Source organism: Pseudomonas sp. DF5 (genome assembly GCF_058148225.1).
On sequence record NZ_JBYVYM010000007.1, the window covers coordinates 152006 to 171681 of the forward strand.

17 protein-coding genes are annotated in these 19676 nt (G+C 59.3%); 5 read left to right on the forward strand and 12 right to left on the reverse strand.

The genetic code is table 11. The annotated features are described in order from the left end of the window. Window positions 1-344: 344 nt before the first annotated feature. The 6 genes from AC30D7_RS09090 to AC30D7_RS09115 form a co-directional block, all read right to left on the reverse strand. On the reverse strand, window positions 345-1280 hold the full coding sequence (locus AC30D7_RS09090) for an SdiA-regulated domain-containing protein (RefSeq protein WP_490133803.1): 936 nt from the start codon (window positions 1278-1280) through the stop codon (window positions 345-347). Beyond that, the gene (locus AC30D7_RS09095; protein WP_490133804.1) at window positions 1277-2797 is read right to left on the reverse strand and encodes an ArnT family glycosyltransferase; all 1521 of its coding nucleotides are present in this window, start codon (window positions 2795-2797) and stop codon (window positions 1277-1279) included. Before AC30D7_RS09095 ends, AC30D7_RS09090 begins: the two co-directional genes overlap by 4 nt. Window positions 2798-2800: 3 nt before the next feature. Continuing rightward, entirely contained in the window at window positions 2801-3079 is a 279-nt protein-coding gene (locus tag AC30D7_RS09100; protein ID WP_018928220.1) for a lipid-A-disaccharide synthase N-terminal domain-containing protein, read from the reverse strand. Beyond that, the gene (locus AC30D7_RS09105) at window positions 3076-3816 is read right to left on the reverse strand and encodes a glycosyltransferase family 2 protein (RefSeq protein ID WP_490133805.1); all 741 of its coding nucleotides are present in this window, start codon (window positions 3814-3816) and stop codon (window positions 3076-3078) included. The genes AC30D7_RS09100 and AC30D7_RS09105 overlap by 4 nt, the downstream gene beginning before the upstream one ends. A gap of 47 nt (window positions 3817-3863) precedes the next feature. Next, complete coding sequence (locus tag AC30D7_RS09110; RefSeq protein ID WP_019582031.1) at window positions 3864-4841, reverse strand: NAD-dependent epimerase; 978 nt, start codon at window positions 4839-4841, stop codon at window positions 3864-3866. Window positions 4842-5131: 290 nt separating this feature from the next. Next, on the reverse strand, window positions 5132-5920 hold the full coding sequence (locus tag AC30D7_RS09115) for an alpha/beta hydrolase (protein ID WP_490133806.1): 789 nt from the start codon (window positions 5918-5920) through the stop codon (window positions 5132-5134). Window positions 5921-6065: 145 nt separating this feature from the next. Between AC30D7_RS09115 and AC30D7_RS09120 the strand changes: the two genes are divergently transcribed. Beyond that, the gene (locus AC30D7_RS09120) at window positions 6066-6884 is read left to right on the forward strand and encodes an aldo/keto reductase (RefSeq protein WP_490133807.1); all 819 of its coding nucleotides are present in this window, start codon (window positions 6066-6068) and stop codon (window positions 6882-6884) included. Window positions 6885-7036: 152 nt separating this feature from the next. Here the strand turns inward: AC30D7_RS09120 and AC30D7_RS09125 are convergent, their stop codons facing one another. The 3 genes from AC30D7_RS09125 to fnr form a co-directional block, all read right to left on the reverse strand. Beyond that, window positions 7037-8848, reverse strand: a complete 1812-nt coding sequence (locus AC30D7_RS09125) for a DAHL domain-containing protein (RefSeq protein ID WP_490133808.1) — start codon at window positions 8846-8848, stop codon at window positions 7037-7039. 171 nt (window positions 8849-9019) lie between these two features. After that, a complete protein-coding gene (locus AC30D7_RS09130; RefSeq protein WP_490133809.1) occupies window positions 9020-10003 on the reverse strand; it encodes a zinc-dependent alcohol dehydrogenase family protein in 984 nt (327 codons plus the stop codon). Window positions 10004-10036: 33 nt separating this feature from the next. Further along, window positions 10037-10783: a fumarate/nitrate reduction transcriptional regulator Fnr gene (gene fnr, locus AC30D7_RS09135; protein WP_490133810.1), complete on the reverse strand. Its 747-nt coding sequence runs from the start codon at window positions 10781-10783 to the stop codon at window positions 10037-10039. A gap of 216 nt (window positions 10784-10999) precedes the next feature. On the opposite strand from fnr, the gene AC30D7_RS09140 reads away from it, so the two are divergent. Then, window positions 11000-13381 (forward strand): phosphoketolase family protein, encoded by a 2382-nt coding sequence (locus AC30D7_RS09140; protein WP_490133811.1) that lies wholly within the window; start codon window positions 11000-11002, stop codon window positions 13379-13381. A 16-nt stretch (window positions 13382-13397) separates the two neighbouring features. Here AC30D7_RS09140 and AC30D7_RS09145 read toward each other — a convergent pair whose 3' ends face one another. From AC30D7_RS09145 to groL, 3 genes are all read right to left on the reverse strand, one after another. After that, window positions 13398-13823 carry a potassium channel family protein gene (locus AC30D7_RS09145; RefSeq protein ID WP_490133812.1) on the reverse strand — a complete coding sequence of 142 codons (426 nt, stop codon included), beginning with the start codon at window positions 13821-13823 and terminating at the stop codon, window positions 13398-13400. A 55-nt stretch (window positions 13824-13878) separates the two neighbouring features. Continuing rightward, on the reverse strand, window positions 13879-15705 hold the full coding sequence (gene ftsH, locus AC30D7_RS09150) for an ATP-dependent zinc metalloprotease FtsH (RefSeq protein ID WP_490133813.1): 1827 nt from the start codon (window positions 15703-15705) through the stop codon (window positions 13879-13881). 133 nt (window positions 15706-15838) lie between these two features. Further along, window positions 15839-17455, reverse strand: a complete 1617-nt coding sequence (gene groL, locus AC30D7_RS09155; RefSeq protein ID WP_490133814.1) for a chaperonin GroEL — start codon at window positions 17453-17455, stop codon at window positions 15839-15841. Window positions 17456-17751: 296 nt separating this feature from the next. Between groL and AC30D7_RS09160 the strand changes: the two genes are divergently transcribed. The 3 genes from AC30D7_RS09160 to AC30D7_RS09170 all read left to right on the forward strand — a co-directional run bounded on the left by AC30D7_RS09160 (window position 17752) and on the right by AC30D7_RS09170 (window position 19633). After that, window positions 17752-18249, forward strand: a complete 498-nt coding sequence (locus tag AC30D7_RS09160) for a BCAM0308 family protein (RefSeq protein ID WP_490133815.1) — start codon at window positions 17752-17754, stop codon at window positions 18247-18249. A 90-nt stretch (window positions 18250-18339) separates the two neighbouring features. Beyond that, window positions 18340-18573, forward strand: a complete 234-nt coding sequence (locus AC30D7_RS09165) for a hypothetical protein (protein WP_204124358.1) — start codon at window positions 18340-18342, stop codon at window positions 18571-18573. A 175-nt stretch (window positions 18574-18748) separates the two neighbouring features. After that, window positions 18749-19633, forward strand: a complete 885-nt coding sequence (locus AC30D7_RS09170; protein ID WP_204124357.1) for a universal stress protein — start codon at window positions 18749-18751, stop codon at window positions 19631-19633. Window positions 19634-19676: the final 43 nt, after the last annotated feature.

The following is a 19676-nucleotide window of genomic DNA, read 5'->3' on the forward strand; positions in this document are numbered from 1 at the left end:
CATGCGCAGTGGGTTGCGAGGTGTCAGCCCCGCTTGGACATCGTGCTTCTGGTCGGAGTGGGGGGGCTGGCTTGGAATCCTGCAACCATTAAAGACCCGGAATCGGCTTAATGGCGCAAGGGGCGGGAAGTTGTCCGATAGGTGGTCAGTTCAGCCGTGATGCGATCCGTAGCAGCTGCCGAGCTTGCGAGGCTGCGTTCGGCTGCGAAGCAGTCGTAAACCAGAGTTTGCGGTGCATCAGGCAGACCACATCAGCTGGGTTTACGGCTGCTATGCAGCCGAACGCAGCCTCGCAGGCTCGGCAGCTGCTACAGGTAGTGCCGGCCCATCCGGTGCAAAACCCATTATTGCTTCTGCTGATTCTCCGCCACAGCAGCCTTGGACTTGGAGAACCGATAGAACAGGTTGGGCTCGCTCACAATGTAGAGCTCGCCGGAAGTGTCCATGGTCATGCCTTCGGCTTGCGGTATGGTTTTTTTCAGGTCATTCAGGCCGAGCAGGGAGCGGAAGCTGACGAAGTTGCCGTCTTGGTCCAGTTCGGTCACGTTGTTGGATTGCTCGCTCAATAACAGCAAGTGACCGGTCCGCGGATCGTAGTAACCCTCGGAAAGGTCCAGGCCGGAGACGCTACGGTCGATCCAGTGGGTCAAGTCCTGGATGTGCACCTGCAACGGGCTGCCGATGGACGCCAGCATGCCCGTGACCGTAAACAGCTGCCGCGGATCGCGCTCCTTGATCGCGAAAATACGATCATTGGCCGCGTCATAGGTCACGCCTTCAAAGCCCTTGTTGTGTTCGCTCAGGTTGATCTCGATGGCAACGAACGGGGTGTTCTCGACATGGATCGGGCCAGGGCTGTCCGGCAAGGTGACGACGTACAGTCGCTGCAACTGTTCATCGGCGATCACTACGCGTCCGTTACCCAGGTAAGCAAGGCCTTCGGTGTCCTGGAAGCCGATCAGCGGGTAACGTTCAAGCAGATCGCCGTTGCGGCTCATGGCCACAATCTGCATGGGCCCACCATTGGTGATGCCCAGCAGCCGATCATGGTCCGGGTCATAGGCGATGCCGGACAAATTGGTGATGTCCGCGACAGGCTTTGCCTGGATCACGGCTTTATAGTCTGGCAGCCAGATATTTTTATCGGGCGCCTGATTGCCGTGCCAGAGGGTTTGCCAGTGCGCATACAGCTGCTGGTGGACCATGAAGCGTGCGGAAACCACGTAGGCGCCAAGTAGTACAACAATGAAAAATACTCCCAGCGTCCCTCTCTTGCTCATGACTTGTCCTTGTCCCAGCTGAAGCGATAGACCTTGGCGGGTTGGCCGGGCTGGCATTGGCCGTTATCGGCATCGGCGCCCACGATCGACCACTGCGCACGAGACGTTTCGCCCAGCTCATGAGCGGCCTGGGGATTGAAACACTTGCTCAGCACTTCATCCGGGACCAAGGCGTAGGCATCACGGTGTTCGCGCAGCCACTGCGCCGCTTGTTCGACCGAGGAGTTGCTCATTCCGAAATGCACGATCGGCTGCCGGGCGAATAACCAGTGGCCCTCGCGCCAGTCGACCAGCACCAGCTCGGCACCGTGGGTCATGGTCGCCGCTTGCGCCATGATCGCTTCATGGGGGTTTGGACCTTCCTTGATCGGCTCGATGAACCCGCGGGCGAACCACAGAACAAACCAGGTTGCCACCAGCGCCTGGAATACCCGCATACCGCGCGGACGCTTGCCAAACCAGCGCTTGAGCAGCCAGGGAATCAGCGGCGCCGCCACCAGCGCCAGGCCGGGCAGCGCCGGATAGATGTACAACTTGCGCTTGCCGGTGCTCAGGCAGAAGAACAGCACTACCAGCACGACCCAGCTCAACAGTACCAGCACTCGACCGTCATGCTTGCGCAGTTGCTTGCGCCAGGCCGGCACCAGCCACGGCAGGGCCAGTACCAATGGCAGCCAGTATTGCGGGATCACGTTGACGAAGAAGTACCAGAACGGTTCGCGATGGTCCCACGCGGCGGCATAGCGTGCCGCTGTCTGGCGCAGCAGGATTTCTCGCGCATAGGCGACTTCTTCAGCGGTGCCATTGAGCACGATGGACAGTGCCAGAGGCAGCAGCCAGATCGCGATGGCGCCGAGCGCCACCAAAAAGCCCAGGAACCACTTGCGCTTCTGGCCGGGCATGGCCACCACGCCGGACCAGTTTTTGCGCACCGCGTAGGCATACGGAATCAGCATCAAGGCCGGGACGAAGCCGACCCCTTTGGTGATGATGCCAATGCCCATGGCGGCGCAACCTACGTAAAACCAGCGCCAGGCCGGCCCGAGCAGCAGGTGCCGTGCCAGTCCGTACAGACCCAGGGAGGTGAACAGAATCAACAGGCTGTCGATCTGGCCGGTACGCAGAATGCTATAAGTCTGATAGGTGGCCAGGTACAACAGCGCCGCTATTCGACCAATGCGCTGATTCCACAGCCGACGGCCCAGGTCGTAGACCACGGCCGTGACCGTCGCCGCCGACAACATCCCCGGAATATACAGGGCGAGGGCGGGCAGGCCGGTGAGCCACGCGAAGAACGCCACCATCCACATGAAGACCGGCGGTTTATCGCCGTAGATCTCCGCAGCGCGGTGAGGGATGAACCACGACCCGTTGTGCAGCATCTCCAGCGCTACGCCGAGGAAACGTTCCTCGTCGACGTTTTGCGGTTGACGCAGCCCCAGGCCAGCGCCGATCAACAGCAAGGCAAGCAGCACCAGGCCCAGGCATTCGATGCTGGGCGACAGGTTTTTACGCATGGCTCAGTCCTTCAGGTGTTTGGTGCGGGCAATCAATTGCAAATTGCGCAGATAGACGATGGAACCAAAGGCCTGGCCGGCGATGAACACCGGGTCTGCCCGGTAAATGGCATAAGCGAGCAGCAGGGCGCTGCCGACAATGCTCAGATACCAGAAACTCACCGGGATCACGCTGCGTTTTTTGTACTCGCTATACAGCCACTGCAGGATGAAGCGACCGGTAAAGGCGATCTGGCCTGCGAAGCCGACCACCAGCCACAGGGTTTCGCGGGAGAGGTTCATCCTTCGATCTCCTGCGCGTTGGTGTTCAACCGCGTGCGCTTGATCAGCCACCACACACCGAACAGGTCGAGAATGCCCACCAGGGCGCGGTCGATGTTGCCGTATTTGGACACCCCGGCGGTGCGGGGCCGGTGGTTGACCGGGTGGACAATCATTCGGCCATTGTGACGCTGGATCAGTGCGGGAATGTACCGATGCATGTGGTCGAAGTACGGCAGGCGCAGAAACGCCGCGCGCTCGATCAGCTTCAGCCCGCAGCCGGTGTCCGGGGTATCGTCATTAAGCAAGCGGCGACGCAGGCCGTTGGCGAAACGCGAAGCCCAGCGTTTGCTTGCGGTATCGCGGCGGTTGACCCGGTGCCCGGCCACTAGCTGAACGTCGACCAGACCCTTTTCACCGCGCACCAGCGCCAACATCCCGGGGATGTCCGCAGGGTCGTTTTGACCGTCGCCATCAAGCGTGGCCAGCCATTGCCCCCGGGCGGCGATTGCCGCGTGGTAGAGCGAGGTGCTTTGCCCCAGCGAGCGCTCATGGCGCAGGATGCGCAACGCGTCCAGGCCATTGTTTTTCAGCTGCCGCAGTTCATGCAGGGTGGAGTCGGTGCTGCCATCGTCCACCACAATGATTTCGTAGGCCTCATCGACCAATGCGGCGCGGACTTCCTCAAGTAACGGCTTGAGGTTGTTTGCTTCGTTCTTTGCTGGAATCAGTACAGATACAAAAATGTCTTGGCTCATAGAGTCCCCCCCTTGCTCCTTGGTCTTTTATTTATCAAGGGCTCGATTCATATCTGATAGAAGTGGCGATACCACTTCACAAATTCTGCTACACCGGTCTCGACCGTCACTTGAGGACGGAAGTCGACCCACTCGGCCAGTGCCGAAATATCGGCCCAGGTCTTGACCACATCGCCTGCCTGTAGCGGCATGAAATTACGTTGGGCCTTGATGCCCAGCGCCGATTCCAGGCAGTCGACAAACTCCAGCAGCGGCACGGGTTGGCCACGGCCGATGTTGAAAATCCGGTTGACGCCAGCGCCCGGCTCGTTCGGCACCGGTGGCTTGGAGCGCAGGCGGGCGATGCTTTCGACGATATCGTCGACATAGGTGAAATCGCGCGACATCTGGCCATGGTTATAGATGTCGATCGGCAAACCTTTGATGATCGCCTCGGTAAACTTGAACAGCGCCATGTCGGGGCGCCCCCAAGGTCCGTAAACGGTAAAAAAGCGCAAGCCGCTGGCTTTCAGGCCATAGAGATGGCAATAGCTGTGCGCCAGCAGTTCATTGGCGCGTTTGGTGGCGGCGTACAGCGAAATGGGATGATCGACGGCGTCTTCGACGCTGAACGGCATTTTGCTGTTGGTGCCGTACACCGAGCTGCTCGAGGCATAGATCAGATGCGCGGGGCGATGGTGCCGGCAAGCTTCCAGCACATTCAGAAAACCCACCAAATTGGACTGCGCATAAACATCCGGGTTGTCCAGTGAATAGCGAACACCCGCCTGGGCGGCCAGGTGCACAACCTCGGTAAAAGCGTGAGTTTCGAACAGCGCCATCAAGGCCGGTTTGTCGACGATGTCCATGGCCTGGAAGCGAAAACCCGGCAAGGACTCCAGCTCCTTGAGCCGCGCGTGTTTGAGTTCTACGCTGTAATAGTCGTTGAGATTGTCGATACCGACGACTTCAAGGCCTTCTTGACACAAACGCTTGACGGTGTGATACCCGATGAAACCGGCGGCGCCAGTAACCAGAACAGTCATGAGGCCTGCGCCTGTGCGTGACTGATTCCGATTCTGCGCAAAGGACGCTTTTGCATCACAATACAATCCCCTGTAAGTACTCGTACTCGCTGATCAGTATATTTTTTGGGCTTGTTACCACCATTGGCTCCATGCCTTGCTCCATTGTATGGGTAAAGCCCTGTGTGGTGCACATGATGAGCCGCAGAACTCGCAGCCGTATACCCTGCCAGTTGGATTGTAAAAAAAACGTTAAGTATTTACTTCGTTTTTCTGACCGTTTGCTTAAAAACGTGCTGCTGTGAGGGTGCTCACAGCGCGGCGCCCAGTATTTGCAGGTAGTTGGGGTTGTCGGAGATCGAGTTGTGGCCCGTGTCCGGTATGACCTGCAGCGATGCTACACCCTTGGCGAAATGCGTGTAGAGCTGGTCTGTGCTTGCGCGCGGTACGATTTCGTCGTGCTCGGCCGCAACCAACAGCGTCGGGACCGTGATATGAGCGGCGTATTTCCAGGACTCGAACTTGTCCTGCAACAGCCATTTCACCGGGAACCAGGGGAACTGGCGGGCGGCGAGGTCTTCAAGGCTGTTGTAAGGCGTGATCAGGATCAGCCGCGACGCCGGTCGCTGGCTGGCCAGGCGCACGGCAACGCCTGAACCCAGGCTGCGCCCGATCACTGCAATATCGCGATGGCTGTTGTAGACATAGTCGAACAAGGTCATGGCATCACGCTGAATCGCCTCCTCGGACGGCGACCCGGTACTGCCTCCGTAACCTCGGTAATGCAGCAAGTAGATCGCATGATCCGCAAACGCCTGCGAAAACCCGGGCAGGCTGCGGGAAACGTCCTCGGCATTGCCACCGAAGTAGATCAACGCCTTCGGCCCGTCGTGCGGCCTGACGGTCACCAGCACCTTCGCGTCGGCGACCGACAAGGCAAGAAGTGATTCGGGTGTGTCGATGGCGCGAGGTTGCGGGTAGTAGATGAGGGCCCGTTGAAACACAAACAGCGCGGCGCAGAGCAGCAGGTATGCAACGGCAATGAAAGCGAAGAGAGACACCAGGGTTCGCGACATTCGGCTAAGTTTAGTGGACGGCATGGACTGCTTCGGGCCTTGAGACAGCTATTGCTGGAGCGTCGCCAGAGTGTAGTCCAGCAATTTCAGCTGTGCAGGAGGGCCCAATGCCAGTCGTTATACGCAACCCTTGTGGGTGCAAGCCCCTCGCCACACAGGAGGCAAGAACATGCTGACCCGAGCCATTCCTTCCAGCAACGAGCCGTTGCCCATCGTCGGGTTGGGCACGTATCGCGGTTTTGATGTGGCGCCCTCCGATACCGCTTACAAACAACTGCACGCGGTGCTCAATGCGTTGTTCGAGAAGGGTGCAAAGGTGATCGACAGTTCGCCCATGTACGGTCGCGCCGAGCAGACCACCGGTGAGTTGCTGTCGATCCATCAACCGCGCTCGCCAGCATTCCTGGCCACCAAGGTCTGGACCCGTGGCCGCGAGGAAGGCATCGCGCAGATGGAGCAGTCGTTCAAGCTGTTGCAGACCGACCGGATCGACCTGATGCAGATTCACAACCTGCTGGACTGGAAAACCCATCTGCCGACCCTGCGTCAATGGAAGGCAGAAGGGCGCATTCGCTATATCGGCATCAGCCATTACACGGCGTCGGCCTACGACGAAGTGGAGGCGGTATTGAAAGCCGAGCCGATGGATTTTTTGCAGATCAACTATGCCCTGGACGACCGCGCTGTCGAAAAGCGAATCCTGCCGCTGTGTCGTGAGCGCGGTGTGGCGGTGATCTGCAATCGGCCCTTCGGTGGCGGCGGCCTGATCGCTCGATTGAAAGGCAAACCGTTACCGGGATGGGCTGCGCAAGTGGGGATCAACGGTTGGGCGCAATTGGCGCTCAAGTTCCTGCTGGCTCATCCGGCGGTGACCTGTGTCATCCCCGGTACCAGCAACCCGCGCTACATGACGGAAAACGCCGGTGCCGGTTTTGGCCCGATGCTCACGGATGCGCAGCGCCAGCAATTGATTGCGCTGGTGGGTTGACGGCTACCTTGTAGCAGCTGCCGAGCAGCGCGAGGCTGCGTTCGGCTGCGCAGCAGTCGTGAGTCCGATTGACGCGGTCTGCCTGATGCACCGCAAGCTCTGGTTTGACGACGGCTTCGCCGCCGAACGCAGCCTCGCAGGCTCGACAGCTGCTACAGGCTTACGGCGGCTGGCACCTGCGCCATCTCCAACGGAATCTCCAGGGTAAAAACCGCTCCCTGGCCGGGGCCGTCGCTATGGACGCGAAGGTGGCCGTTCATTTCTACCGCCGCGAGCGCGCAGCTGTGCAGGCCAAAACCGTGACCTTCCTTGCGCGTGGTAAAGCCGTGATTGAAGATGCGGGTCATGTTTTCGGCAGCGATCCCTTCACCCTCATCCTTGACGCTCAAGCACAACGTTGCGTTATCGATGATCCTCACGCCCAGCGTCATGTGGCGCTCATGATCGCTGACTTTCGACAGCGCATATTTGGCATTGCTGATCAGGTTGATCAGGATCAGCAGCAGTCGGTGTTTGTCGCCGATGATGGTCGGCGTGGCCTGGTAGTCTTTGGTGACCGTCACATGGTGCCGATTCAAGGCGCCGGAGTTCATGCGCAATGCATCTTCAAACAGATCGACGACATTCAACGGCTCGACCAACCGGGCAGCACCGGCATAGGCCTGTTGGGTGGCCACAATATCCTTGATGTGATCGATGCTTTTGGTGAGTTGCGCCAGCTCGTCAACGATGCTCGATTGCTCGATAGCGATGGAGTCGACCAGTTGATTGAAGTAAAGGGGCAACAACTTGCCTTTTTCATCGTGCGTCATGAACTGCCCCAGGTCTTCGGCATGTTCATTGATCATTTTTACCGCTTTACCCAGGCCGAGGGTTTTGCTGGTCGACAATTTACGAGTGATCAATTCCGCGGAGACGTTAACGCTATTCAACACATTACCAACGTTGTGCAGCACGTTGGTGGCGATCTCCGCCATGCCGGCCATCCGCGCGGCGTCGATCAGTTCGCGCTCGGCTTCCAACAGTTCGCGGGTGCGTTCCTCGACGCGTTGCTCCAGCCGCTCGTTCGCCGTCTGCAATTGGTTGTTCATCTTGTTGATCAGCGCATAACTGCGAATCAGACGGGCGGCCAGGTACAGCAACAGCAGCGCCATGATGCCGGCGCAGATTCCCAGGTAAAGGTGGTATTGGCGGTCTGTCGCGGCTGTGCGCCGTTGTGTCTCGTTCAATAACTCGTTGATGCTGTCCAGTTGTTGGGCGACTGGAATGGCACTGATGCGATCAACCAGGTCATTGACGATGGGCTGCTCTTGCACAATCGCATTCACTGCCTCTACCAAGGCAGTGAAAGGCGGGCGCTGTTCAGGCGGAAGTTGATGGATGTATTCATCGATATATTTCAGATGCCCGGAGATTTCTTCAGCCCGTTCACTGCTGACATAGAGGGCGTATTCAAGGGTATCCAAGGTCAGATCGAACACCACTGAGGCCGCCCGGGCATCCACCAACCGCAGTTTTTCGCTGGAATCTTCCACTAACACCCGAATGGTATCTTCCAGCGTAGGCAGGGCTTCGAATGCTGTTCGCAAGGCCGTGTTGTGCTGTTTGAATTGCTCAACCAACCGGATTTTGTTTTCTACCGCATCCAGATAACCCTGGCGTCGAGTTTGCCAAAGGGGGGCGAGGGGGCCGACCGCATTGAGGCTGTCAAGCTGCGCCCAGCGCTCTTCCGCTTCAGGAGGCGCCACCAGTAGCAGGTTGTTGTTCATGCCGATTTTGGCTCGCAGGATCTTCATGTTCCAGTTGGCATCGTATTGCTTGAGTTGACGCACAAAGTCGCGTGACTCGAAGAAGGTCGATGTTTCGTATGAGTAGGATTTGATCAGCAAAAATATCAGTACGCTGAAGAGGGTCAGTGCAATGGCGGCCAAGGCAGACCATTTGTAATGATTAGATATCTGCATGGCGGCATTCCTCCCTAATACAGTCCGTCCTGAGAGAGAGAGGCTGCCAATGGTCAATTAATTCCATTTTTTGCGCTCCCTGCAAAATGACGAGTCATCGCCACGTCATCCGTAAGCCTAGCGTTGTTGGTGGACGGTGCCGGAAAAAACACCGCATGGCTGGGGCGAGCGTCAGGGGACGAGCACGATCGCCCCTTTGACCTGACCGGCCCGCAGGCTTGCCAGCGCCTGATTGGCATCGTCCAGGGCAAAACAGGTGACGTCGCTGCGCACGGGCGTATGGCGCAGTTCGGCAAAAAAAGCGGTGCCGTCTTCGCGGGTCAGGTTCGCCACCGAGCGGACGCTGCGTTCGCCCCACAACAGTCGATAGGGGAAGCTGGGGATGTCGCTCATGTGGATGCCGGCGCAAATCACGCAGCCGCCCTTGACGCTGGCTTCCAGCGCCAGCGGCACCAGCGCACCGACGGGGGCGAAGATCAGGCTGGCGTCGAGCGGGTGCGGCGGCGGCTGATCCGAGGGACCTGCCCACACGGCGCCCAGCGTCCTGGCATAAGCCTGGCCCTCGTGGTCATCCGGTCGAGTGAAGGCGTACACCTGCTGTCCCCGGCCCCGCGCCACCTGAATCGCCAGATGCGCCGCCGCGCCGAAGCCATAGAGGCCCAGGTGGCGTGCGTCTTTGGCCATTTGCAAGGCGCGAAAACCGATCAGCCCGGCACACAGCAGCGGTGCGGCTTCGGTGGCCGAGAGCGTGTCAGGGAGGGGGAAACAGAAGCGCGCGTCGGCAACGGTGTAATCGGCATAACCGCCATCCAGATGACAGCCGGTGAACTGTGCCCGGTCGCAGAGGTTTTCCCGGCCCGAGCAGCAAAACGTGCACTCACCGCACGTCCAGCCGAGCCAGGGAACGCCGACGCGCTTGCCGACCCAGTCGGGCGCGACGTCGGCACCCACCGCCGTCACTTCACCGACGATTTCATGGCCCGGCACCCGCGGCAGCACTGCTTGCGGCAATTCACCGTCCACCAAATGCAGGTCGGTGCGGCACACGCCACAGGCCAACACCTTGATCAACAGTTGCTGCGCGCCGGGCTGCGGCACGGGACGTTCTTCGCGTTGCAGCGGCTGGCCGGGGGCATGCAGAACCATGGCGCGCATAACGACTCTCCAAAACCGATGCACCGCAAGGCGTCAGAGGGGCGCCTCCCGGTGGCAGCCGGCGACCAGTTGCTTGAGCCCGTCCAGATTCAGCACTTTGACGTTACGCCCGGAAATCTCGACCAGTTCCGAGTCCCGTAGATGAGCGATGCCCCGACAGATGGTTTCCAGACGCAGGCCCAGGTAGGAGCCGATCTCTTCGCGACGCATCTTCAATACAAAGTCTCGGGACGAGTAACCCCGAATGCTCAACCGTTGCGACAGGTTCAGCAGGAAGGCGGCCAGGCGTTCATCGGAGTTCATGTTGCCCATCATCATCAGCAGGTTGTGCTCACGGACGATTTCCCGGCTCAGGATCTTGTTCATGTTGTGCTGCAACGAGGGCAGCTCTAGAGCGAGCTTCTCCAGTTGGGCGAAGTTGAAGGGACAGACTTCGCTGTCCTCCAGGGCAAAGGCACTGCAGGTGTGATGATCGTCGCTGATCGCGTCCAGACCGAGCATCTCGCCGGGGATCTGAAACCCGGTGACCTGCTCGCGACCGTCGACCGACAGCATGCTGGTCTTGAATGAGCCGATCCGCACCGCGTAGAGCGAGCGCAACGGATCACCGGCCCGGTACAGGGCCGCACCTTTTTTAACCTTTACACGCTGAATGATCAGGGTGTCCAGCCGTTCGACTTCGTGGCTGGTCAAGCCAATCGGCAGACACAACTCCAGAACGCTGCAATTGGCACACGCGGCTTTCAAATAATGATGTTGATACGGCCGAGTTTCAGGCATCGCAATAATTCCCCCTGACAGGAGCCTAGAGCATAGTTCGGATCGGCATTTCAATCAGGTGTTTAACCAGGTGCAATCGACGAGCGGGAAAAGGTTTATCCCCTGTTGAACCGGGACGGGTCACGCAAGGTTGATGTAAATCAAGTCTTGTGCGGTGCAGGCTCCCAGAATCGACGCATGTCTTGCGGTTTACCCCAGCCCCTGGTGGAGGACGTCATGAGCGATTTTCTGAGTGCCGAGCAGCTGGAAGGGCTGGATGCCTACTGGCGGGCGTCCAATTACCTGGCGGTCGGGCAGATTTACCTCAAGAACAATCCGCTGATGGCGGTGCCGCTGACGCTGGCGGATGTAAAGCCAAGGTTACTGGGGCACTGGGGCACGACGCCGGGGTTGAACCTGATCTATACGCACCTCAATCGCCTGATCACGACCCACGACCTGAACATGATCTTCATCGCCGGCCCGGGTCATGGCGGGCCGGCCGTCGTGGCCCAGACCTACCTGGAAGGCACGTACACCGAGTTCAACCCGTCGGTGGGGCGCAATACCAACGGCCTGGCCCGACTGTTTCGGCAGTTTTCCTGGCCTTATGGCATTTCCAGCCATGTGTCGGCGCAGATTCCGGGGTCGATCCATGAAGGCGGCGAGCTGGGCTACAGCCTGGCCCATGCCTATGGCGCCGCGTTCGACAACCCGGACCTGATCGTGGCGTGTGTGATTGGCGACGGCGAGGCGGAAACCGGGACGCTGGCGGCCAGCTGGCATTCCAACAAGTTCCTCAACCCGGCACGTGACGGGGCGGTGCTGCCGATTCTGCATTTGAACGGGTACAAAATCGCCAACCCGACGGTGCTCTCCAGCATCAGCGAGGAGGAGTTGTCGGCGTTGATGTACGGCTATGGCTACGATCCTTATTTCGTCGAAGGCGATGATCCGACAGAGGTTCATCAAACCCTGGCCAGAACGCTGGACACCATCGTGCAGGATATTCGCGACATTCAGCGGGGCGCGCGTCAACGATCGTCGTCCCGGGCAGTGGAGCGACCCCTGTGGCCAATGCTGATCTTGCGCACGCCCAAGGGCTGGACGGGGCCGACATTCGTCGATGGCCAGCGGGTCGAAGGCACCTGGCGGGCGCATCAAGTGCCCTTGGCCGACTTCCAGCAGCCGCAGCATTTGCGGCAACTGGAGGAATGGCTCAGCAGCTACCGCCCCGACGAATTGTTTGATGCCAATGGCACCCTGTTACCCGAGATCGCGGCATTGGCGCCGACCGGCCATCGGCGAATGAGCGCCAACCCCCACGCCAACGGCGGGCTGCTGTTGCGCGCACTGGATCTGCCACGGTTCACCCAGTATGCGGTGAACGTTGAAGCGCCCGGTGGCCTGCGGGCAGAGGCCACGCGGGTGCTGGGCCGGTTTTTGCGCGACGTGATGAAATGCAATCTGACGTCGAGCAATTTTCGCCTGTTCGGCCCGGACGAAACCGCCTCGAACCGGCTGGATGCGGTGTATGAAGTCAGTGCCAAGGCGTGGATGGAAGCGCAGGGCCCCGACGATATCAATCTGTCGAGCGATGGCCGGGTGATGGAGATTCTGAGCGAACAGGTGTGCGAAGGCTGGCTCGAAGGTTATTTGCTGACCGGTCGGCATGGGGTGTTTTCCTGTTACGAGGCGTTCATCCACATCGTCGACTCGATGTTCAACCAGCATGCCAAATGGCTGAAAACCGCCGCCGAAGTGCCATGGCGCAAACCCGTGGCCTCGCTCAACTATGTGCTCACCTCCCATGTCTGGCGCCAGGACCACAACGGCTTCTCCCATCAAGACCCGGGGTTCATCGATCTGGTGGCGAACAAAACGGCGGACGTGGTGCGGATCTACCTGCCGCCCGATGCCAATTGCCTGCTGTCAGTGGCCGATCACTGCCTCAGGAGCCGCAACTACATCAACGTGATCGTGGCCGGCAAGCAACCGGAGTGGCAGTGGCTGGACATCGATGCCGCCATTCGTCATTGCCAGGCCGGTATCGGACGCTGGGATTGGGCCTGCCGCGATGACAGCGATCCCGACGTGGTGATGGCCTGTGCCGGCGACGTTCCGACCCTGGAAACCCTGGCGGCGGTCACTTTGCTGCGCGAATACGTGCCGGATCTGCGGGTGCGGGTGGTCAATGTCGTCGACCTGATGGTCCTGCAGCCGTCGTACCACCATCCCCACGGTTTGCCCGACAGCGCCTTCGATGAATTGTTTACCGTCGACCGGCCGGTGATCTTTGCCTTCCACGGCTACCCCGCGCTGATCCACCGGCTGCTGTACAAGCGCACCAATCATGAAAACTTCCATGTTCGCGGCTTCAAGGACGAGGGGGCGACCACCACGCCGTTCGACATGGCAGTGCTCAATAATCTGGATCGGTATCAGTTGGCCCTGGATGTCATCGAGCGCGTGCCCAGGCTGCACGATCAACTCCAGACCGCCCGGGCGCGTTACTGGGCGACGATGGAGAAACACAAGCTTTACCTCATCGAACACGGGCAGGACATGCCCGAAGTGATGGAGTGGCAATGGACGCCTGCGCCAGGCAATCAGGGGTGATGGAAGGCGTCGGTCGCTATTTGTTCTTCCAGTATTTCTGCATCTCCAGGAACAGGAACGAAGCGGTCCAGGAAATCAGCACCAGCCCTGTCAGTGCCTCCAATCCGGTCAGGTACTTGAGGTTTCCCATGGGTGAAATGTCGCCGAAACCGATGGTCGTGAACGTGGTGAAGGAAAAGTACACGCAGTCCATGAACGAGCCATCGAAATTGCCGCTCAGGCTGCCCCATTCGCCGGAGCGGATCAGCAGGTAATAGATCAGCGCGAAACACCAGACTTCTACCGCGTGAGCCACCATCGCGCCGAATACCCCGACGACGATCCGAAAGCGGCTCCAGAGTTTGAGCCTGGGCAGCCAATCGTTCAGGCGCAGCAGGCATTCGTAGTGGATCACCACCGTGACGATCACCACCAACGTGTTGATCAGCGTGACTGCGAACATGTTGAGCCTTCAGTGATGGGGGCAGGGCGCCGTCTGCGGGCGATTGATCGGTGCGTCACGGTGCAGGTAATGCCGGGGTGGGCTTGAATGGCATCAGCGGCGGGAACTCCTCGGGCGTGAGGGTTTCCTTTTCCAGCAACAGGCGAGCGCCCTCGTCCAGGTCGGCTCGACGACTCTGGAGCAGCGCCTTGGCCCGTTGGTAGGCTTCATCGAGCAGGGCGCGAATACCCAGGTCGATTTCCCGGGCGGTCTGTTCCGAATAATCCTTTTCGCCCATCGTGGCCATGCGATCTCCCAGGTACGTTGGGGTTTGCTTTTCCAGCACCGACTGCCCGAGCTCGGGGCTCATGCCGAAGCGGGTGATCAGTTGCCGGGCGATATCGGTCGCGCGGCCCAGATCGTCGGCGGCTCCGGTGGAGATCTGGCCGTAGACAAGGTCCTCGGCGGCGCGTCCGGCCATCAGCACGACAATCCGGTCCTTGAGTGTCTGGCAACTGATCAGGAAGTGATCCTCGGTCGGTCGCTGCAAGGTATAGCCCAGTGAGCCGATGGCCCGGGGCACAATCGACACTTTATGCACCGGGTCCATGGCCGGCAGGCTGCTGGCGGCCAGGGCATGCCCCATCTCGTGATAGGCCACCACCCGGCGCTCGTCGGCATCGAGCAGGCTGCTCTTGCGTTCAAGCCCCGCGATAAGGCGTTCCACCGCGGCGGTGAAGTCGTTCAGGCTGACCGCCTCGGCGCCGCGACGGGTGGCGACGATGGCCGCTTCGTTCACCAGGTTGGCCAGGTCGGCGCCGGTGAAACCAGTGGTGATTTCGGCGATACGCGCGCTATCGAGGCCTGGTTCCACGGTGATTTTCTTTAGATGAACCTTAAGAATCGACTGCCGCCCTTTGCGATCGGGGCGGTCGATCAGAATCTGCCGGTCGAAGCGCCCGGCGCGCAACAGCGCCGGATCAAGGACTTCCGGCCGGTTGGTCGCAGCCAGCAATACCACGCCCTCACGCGGATCGAAGCCGTCCAGTTCGGCCAGTAACTGGTTGAGGGTCTGTTCTTTTTCGTCATTGCCGCCTAACACGCCGACGCCACGCATCTTGCCCAGCGCATCGAGTTCATCAATGAAGATGATGCAGGGCGACGCCTGGCGGGCCTGTTCGAACAGGTCGCGGACGCGGGCCGCACCGACCCCGACGAACATTTCGACAAATTCGGACCCCGAAATCGAGAAAAACGGCACACCGGCTTCACCGGCGATGGCTTTGGCCACCAGGGTCTTGCCGGTGCCTGGCGGGCCGACCAGCAAGGTGCCCTTGGGAATGTGTGCGCCCAGGCGTGCGTATCGGGCCTTGTCCTTGAGGAACGAGACGATTTCCACCAGTTCGGCTTTGGCTTCGTCGATGCCCGCGACATCGGCGAAGGTCACTCCAGTGTCGCGTTCGACAAAGATCCTGGCCCGCGACTTGCCGACATTCATCAACCCGCCAAGGCCTTGTTTGTCCGCCATCCCGCGAAACAGGAAATGCCAGAACACCATGATCAGTATGAACGGCAACAACCAGCCCAACAGGCTGTTCATAAAGGTGTTTTCGTTGACCCCGGTAAAACCGACGCCCGATTGGGAGAGTTCGGTCGCCAGCGACGGATCGACCCGCACCGTGGAGAACCGGTCGCGTCCGTCGATGGGCTCCACCAATTTGCCGCTGATCCGGTCCTTGTCGATCTGCAAGTCACTGACTTTTTGCTCGTTCAACAATTGCATGAACTGGCTGTAGGGCAGGGGCTGCACGGCCTGGCGCTCGACAAAGAAGACCTGCATGAGGCCCATGACGATAAAAGCGATCGCCAAGTAGGACAGGTTCCACTGGTCGTTCTTTTTCATGGCCTTGGCTCAGAGTGTGAACGCATATCGGTAAGCCCGCGGCCATCCCGTTAAATATAAAGATAGCCTGCTTCAGCTTCTCCCTCGCGCAGGGCGCCGGATGATGTGCACAGATCACCTCACCTCGTGTCGGTCATTCAGGAAACGGTGGCTGAGCAGGCGATTCCTTTTCTGGAATATCCGTCATGGTCGCCTCGGTGAGCAGCAGGACACTGGCGACCGACACGGCATTTTCCAGGGCAATGCGTACCACCTTGGTCGGGTCGATGATGCCGGCTTCGTACATGTCCACATAACAATTGGCTGCCGCATCGAAGCCCACGTTGCCCGGTTCGGCGAGCATCCGGGCAATGACCACGCCGGCATCCACCGCCGAGTTTTCAGCGATGAACCGGGCCGGTGCTTCCAGTGCCCTGCGCAGAATCTGCAGGCCGGTTTTGACATCGCCCTCATGGCTGGCTTCCTCGGCGGCGATCATCGGCACCGCCTTGAGCAGCGCCAGGCCGCCGCCTGGAACAATGCCTTCGGCGATCGCTGCCCGGGTCGCGGAAATCGCGTCGTCGAGTGCATCCTTGCGCGATTTCATTTCCGCTTCGGAAGGCGCGCCGACGCGGATCACTGCCACGCCGCCAGACAGCCTGGCCAGGCGTTCCTGAAGTTTTTCCCGGTCGTAATCGCTGGTGGTGTTGTCCATTTGCACGCGGATCTGTTGCAGGCGCGCCTCGATAGCCTCGCGTGCACCTGCGCCGCCAATCAGCGCCGTGCTGTCTTTTTGCACCACGACGCGATGAGCCCGGCCCAACTGGCTCAACTCTACCTGTTCGAGGTTGATCCCCAGCTCATTGGAGATCACGGTTGCGCCGGTCAGAACGGCAATGTCCTGAAGCATTTCCTTGCGTCGATCACCGAAGCCTGGCGCCTTGATCGCCACCGCGCGCAATACCCCCCGAATCTGGTTGACCACCAGCGTGGTCAACGCTTCACCCTCTATGTCGTCGGCGATCAGGACCAGTGGCTGGCCACTTTTGGCAATCAGTTCCAGCAATGGCAGCAGGTCTTTGAGCACCCCGATCTTATGGTCACAGAGCAGCAGGTAGGCATCGTCAAGTTCGGCCTGCATCTTCTCGGTGTCGGTTACGAAGTAGGGCGAGACATATCCACGATCCAGACGCATCCCTTCCATGACCTCGACCACTGTTTCGGTGGTCTTGGACTCTTCGACACTGACCACACCTTCAATGCCGACCTTTTCCAGAGCGTCGGCCACCAGTTGACCGATGACCGCGTCGTTATGGGCCGAAAGCGTGGCCACTTGGGCCTTTTCCTTGGGCGTGCTGACCGGGCGCGATTGCGCCAGCAGTGATTGCATGACCAGAGAAAACCCCCGGTCCATACCGCGCTTGAGGTCGATCGCACTGGCGCCGGCGACGACGTTGCGGATGCCGTCGGCCAGCATTGCATGGGCCAATACCGTCGATGTACTGGTGCCGTCCCCCACGGCCTCGCCGGTGCGTTCCGCCGCTTGCCGCAGCATTTGCGCACCCAGATTCTCCTCGGGGTCCAGCAGGTCGATCCGTTTGGCAATTGTCACGCCATCGTTGCAGACCGTCGGATTGCCCCATTTATTCTGGATCAACACCGATTTCGATTTCGGTCCCAGGGTCACCCGGACAGCGTCCGCCAATTGTGTGGCTCCGCTGAGGATTTTCTCGCGAGCGCCAGCACGAAACAGGATTTTAGTGTGAGCCATCAGGTTGTTCTCCTGAAGAGTTCTGCATTGTTTCAGCTTCTATGAAATGGCACGTGCAGCGTTGATTTTTATCAACAAAGTCACACAGGCAGACGTGCAGTCGCAGTACGTACCGTTCGGATGATCGACCGTCGGTTGTTGGCCCGAATTGACAAATATCAACTTGCGCCGCAGCAAACCGGGCCCAAATGAAATCTTCAAATCCACCGTGTTTTCAGTGGACCTGACTGGAAGGGGGCGATTTGAAAGCGCGGTTCGCGTGGGATTTTTAGCCAACTCATTTGCGAGGAAAGACCATGGACAAGTTTCAGCAGAGTCAGAAAAACCAGCTGTTCAAAACACCGGCCCATGATCCTTATTGCTTGCCGAAAATCGAAGGCTCTGCCGTCTGCCCGCAGTGTGGGGCCGCTTACCAGGCAGGTAACTGGACCTGGAAAGTTCCTGAAAACACGGTGGTTCATGATGCGCAATCAGTAACCTGTCCAGCCTGTCAGCGTACCAATGACAACAAGCCGGCGGGTACGCTCAGGCTATCGGGCAGCTTCTTGGCCGCGCATCGAAGCGAGATCATCAACCTGATCGAAAACACCGAGAAAAACGAAAAAGCGGAACATGCCCTGGAGCGCATCATCAGCCTGGCCGACTCCGAGGGCGCGCTGGTTGTGACCACCACAGGCATCCATCTCGCGAACCGCCTGGGGCATGCACTGAAAGCGGCTTTCAAAGGGCACGCCGATTATCAGTACAGCGATGATGAGTTCGGGGTGAACATCGACTGGACGCGTGACGAGTAGAACCGGGCGAGGGTGTACTCGACGCTACGAACTTGAAGAGGTGACAGGAGGTCGGGATCGTTTACTGGTACTTGCGGGAGGAGTACGACCATGATCGCCAATGATTCAACGACACAATCTTCTGCCTGTTCTGAATCAATCAATCGATGTTCGGCGCTCTTTGCTGAGGCCGACCAACTGAGTAAACAAGCCTATGCGTTGTTGAGTGAGCCTGTTTCGACCCAGACGATACAGCGATTTTCTGCAGCGAAAAAACTGGCGGATGACAAATACCGTCAAGCCCACCAGGAATGGTTGAAAACCATGAGCAAGAGCGACTCATGATGGAGGGCTGCTGCCGGTAGCCTGCCCGGCGAAGGTATTTGATTTATATCAACGCCAAAGCGATTCCAACGGAGGACTCTGGGTTGACGCTGGTGCCTGATCCAGCGAGGGCGCAACGACCGCGCCCTCGCAACAGGCCATGGCGCGTTGAAGCCCACCTGCCTGGAGTCAGATCATGAGCCAGTATCAACGGTTGTTATTGATCATCAACCCGGCCCTGCGCCAGTCTCCTGCGATACAACATGCGGCGGCCCTGGCCAAGGCCAGCGGGGCACGTTTGCATATCGCTGCCTTGATAAAGTCGTTGGATATTCTGTCGCTGCTTGAAGAGGGCGTGCGGGAAACGGCGCGGGAGACCTATCTGCAGGACCATCGCGACTGGTTGAAGTATCAGGCAAAAAATATCCGTGGCCTGGGGATCGAGGTGACGGCAGAAGTGGCCTGGGCCGATGACCTGCAGCAGGATATTCTGGATCACGTCACGGAAATGCAGCCCGACCTGTTGATCAAGGAGGTTCAGCATGAATCGGCGCTCAAGCGCGCGTTCTTCACCCCGCTGGATTGGCACTTGCTGCGCCACTGTCCAGTGCCGGTCTATCTGATAGGCGGCAGTGGCCATACCTTGCCGCACAAGATCGTGGCCGCGGTTGACGCTTCGGGTACCGATGCCGACAAAGAGTTGAATGACCGGATCATCCAGCAGGCCAATGGCCTTGCGCTGCAGTGCAATGCCGAATTGCACCTGCTGTATGCCTGCGACACGACAGACTATCTGGGCGATATGGGCGGCGGCGGCCTGACTCTGTCGCAGCTGACCAAGCAGCTGCGCAGGGAACTGGAAAAATCGTTCCTGGCGCTGGCCGGTCGGTACGGTGTGGCCTCTGACCGTCGGCATTTCATTCTGGGGCACCCGGTCTCGGCGCTGAGTGAGTTTGCCGAGGCAAATCAGGTGGACGTGATCGTGATGGGCAGAGTCCAGTCCCATGGATTGAACAAACTGGTGGGCAGCACGACCGAACATATTCTGTATCAGGTGCCATGCAGCATCCTGGCGGTCTAGGGACAGTCCCGTTCACGGTTGATCACACCCCTGGGTGACGGGT

Excerpts from the sequence above, each read along its gene's own strand:
- AC30D7_RS09090 (WP_490133803.1), bottom strand. The coding sequence starts at position 1,280 with ATGAGCAAGAGAGGGACGCTGGGAGTATTTTTCATTGTTGTACTACTT.
- AC30D7_RS09095 (WP_490133804.1), bottom strand. The coding sequence starts at position 2,797 with ATGCGTAAAAACCTGTCGCCCAGCATCGAATGCCTGGGCCTGGTGCTG.
- AC30D7_RS09100 (WP_018928220.1), bottom strand. The coding sequence starts at position 3,079 with ATGAACCTCTCCCGCGAAACCCTGTGGCTGGTGGTCGGCTTCGCAGGC.
- AC30D7_RS09105 (WP_490133805.1), bottom strand. The coding sequence starts at position 3,816 with ATGAGCCAAGACATTTTTGTATCTGTACTGATTCCAGCAAAGAACGAA.
- AC30D7_RS09110 (WP_019582031.1), bottom strand. The coding sequence starts at position 4,841 with ATGACTGTTCTGGTTACTGGCGCCGCCGGTTTCATCGGGTATCACACC.
- AC30D7_RS09115 (WP_490133806.1), bottom strand. The coding sequence starts at position 5,920 with ATGCCGTCCACTAAACTTAGCCGAATGTCGCGAACCCTGGTGTCTCTC.
- AC30D7_RS09120 (WP_490133807.1), top strand. The coding sequence starts at position 6,066 with ATGCTGACCCGAGCCATTCCTTCCAGCAACGAGCCGTTGCCCATCGTC.
- AC30D7_RS09125 (WP_490133808.1), bottom strand. The coding sequence starts at position 8,848 with ATGCAGATATCTAATCATTACAAATGGTCTGCCTTGGCCGCCATTGCA.
- AC30D7_RS09130 (WP_490133809.1), bottom strand. The coding sequence starts at position 10,003 with ATGCGCGCCATGGTTCTGCATGCCCCCGGCCAGCCGCTGCAACGCGAA.
- fnr (WP_490133810.1), bottom strand. The coding sequence starts at position 10,783 with ATGCCTGAAACTCGGCCGTATCAACATCATTATTTGAAAGCCGCGTGT.
- AC30D7_RS09140 (WP_490133811.1), top strand. The coding sequence starts at position 11,000 with ATGAGCGATTTTCTGAGTGCCGAGCAGCTGGAAGGGCTGGATGCCTAC.
- AC30D7_RS09145 (WP_490133812.1), bottom strand. The coding sequence starts at position 13,823 with ATGTTCGCAGTCACGCTGATCAACACGTTGGTGGTGATCGTCACGGTG.
- ftsH (WP_490133813.1), bottom strand. The coding sequence starts at position 15,705 with ATGAAAAAGAACGACCAGTGGAACCTGTCCTACTTGGCGATCGCTTTT.
- groL (WP_490133814.1), bottom strand. The coding sequence starts at position 17,455 with ATGGCTCACACTAAAATCCTGTTTCGTGCTGGCGCTCGCGAGAAAATC.
- AC30D7_RS09160 (WP_490133815.1), top strand. The coding sequence starts at position 17,752 with ATGGACAAGTTTCAGCAGAGTCAGAAAAACCAGCTGTTCAAAACACCG.
- AC30D7_RS09165 (WP_204124358.1), top strand. The coding sequence starts at position 18,340 with ATGATCGCCAATGATTCAACGACACAATCTTCTGCCTGTTCTGAATCA.
- AC30D7_RS09170 (WP_204124357.1), top strand. The coding sequence starts at position 18,749 with ATGAGCCAGTATCAACGGTTGTTATTGATCATCAACCCGGCCCTGCGC.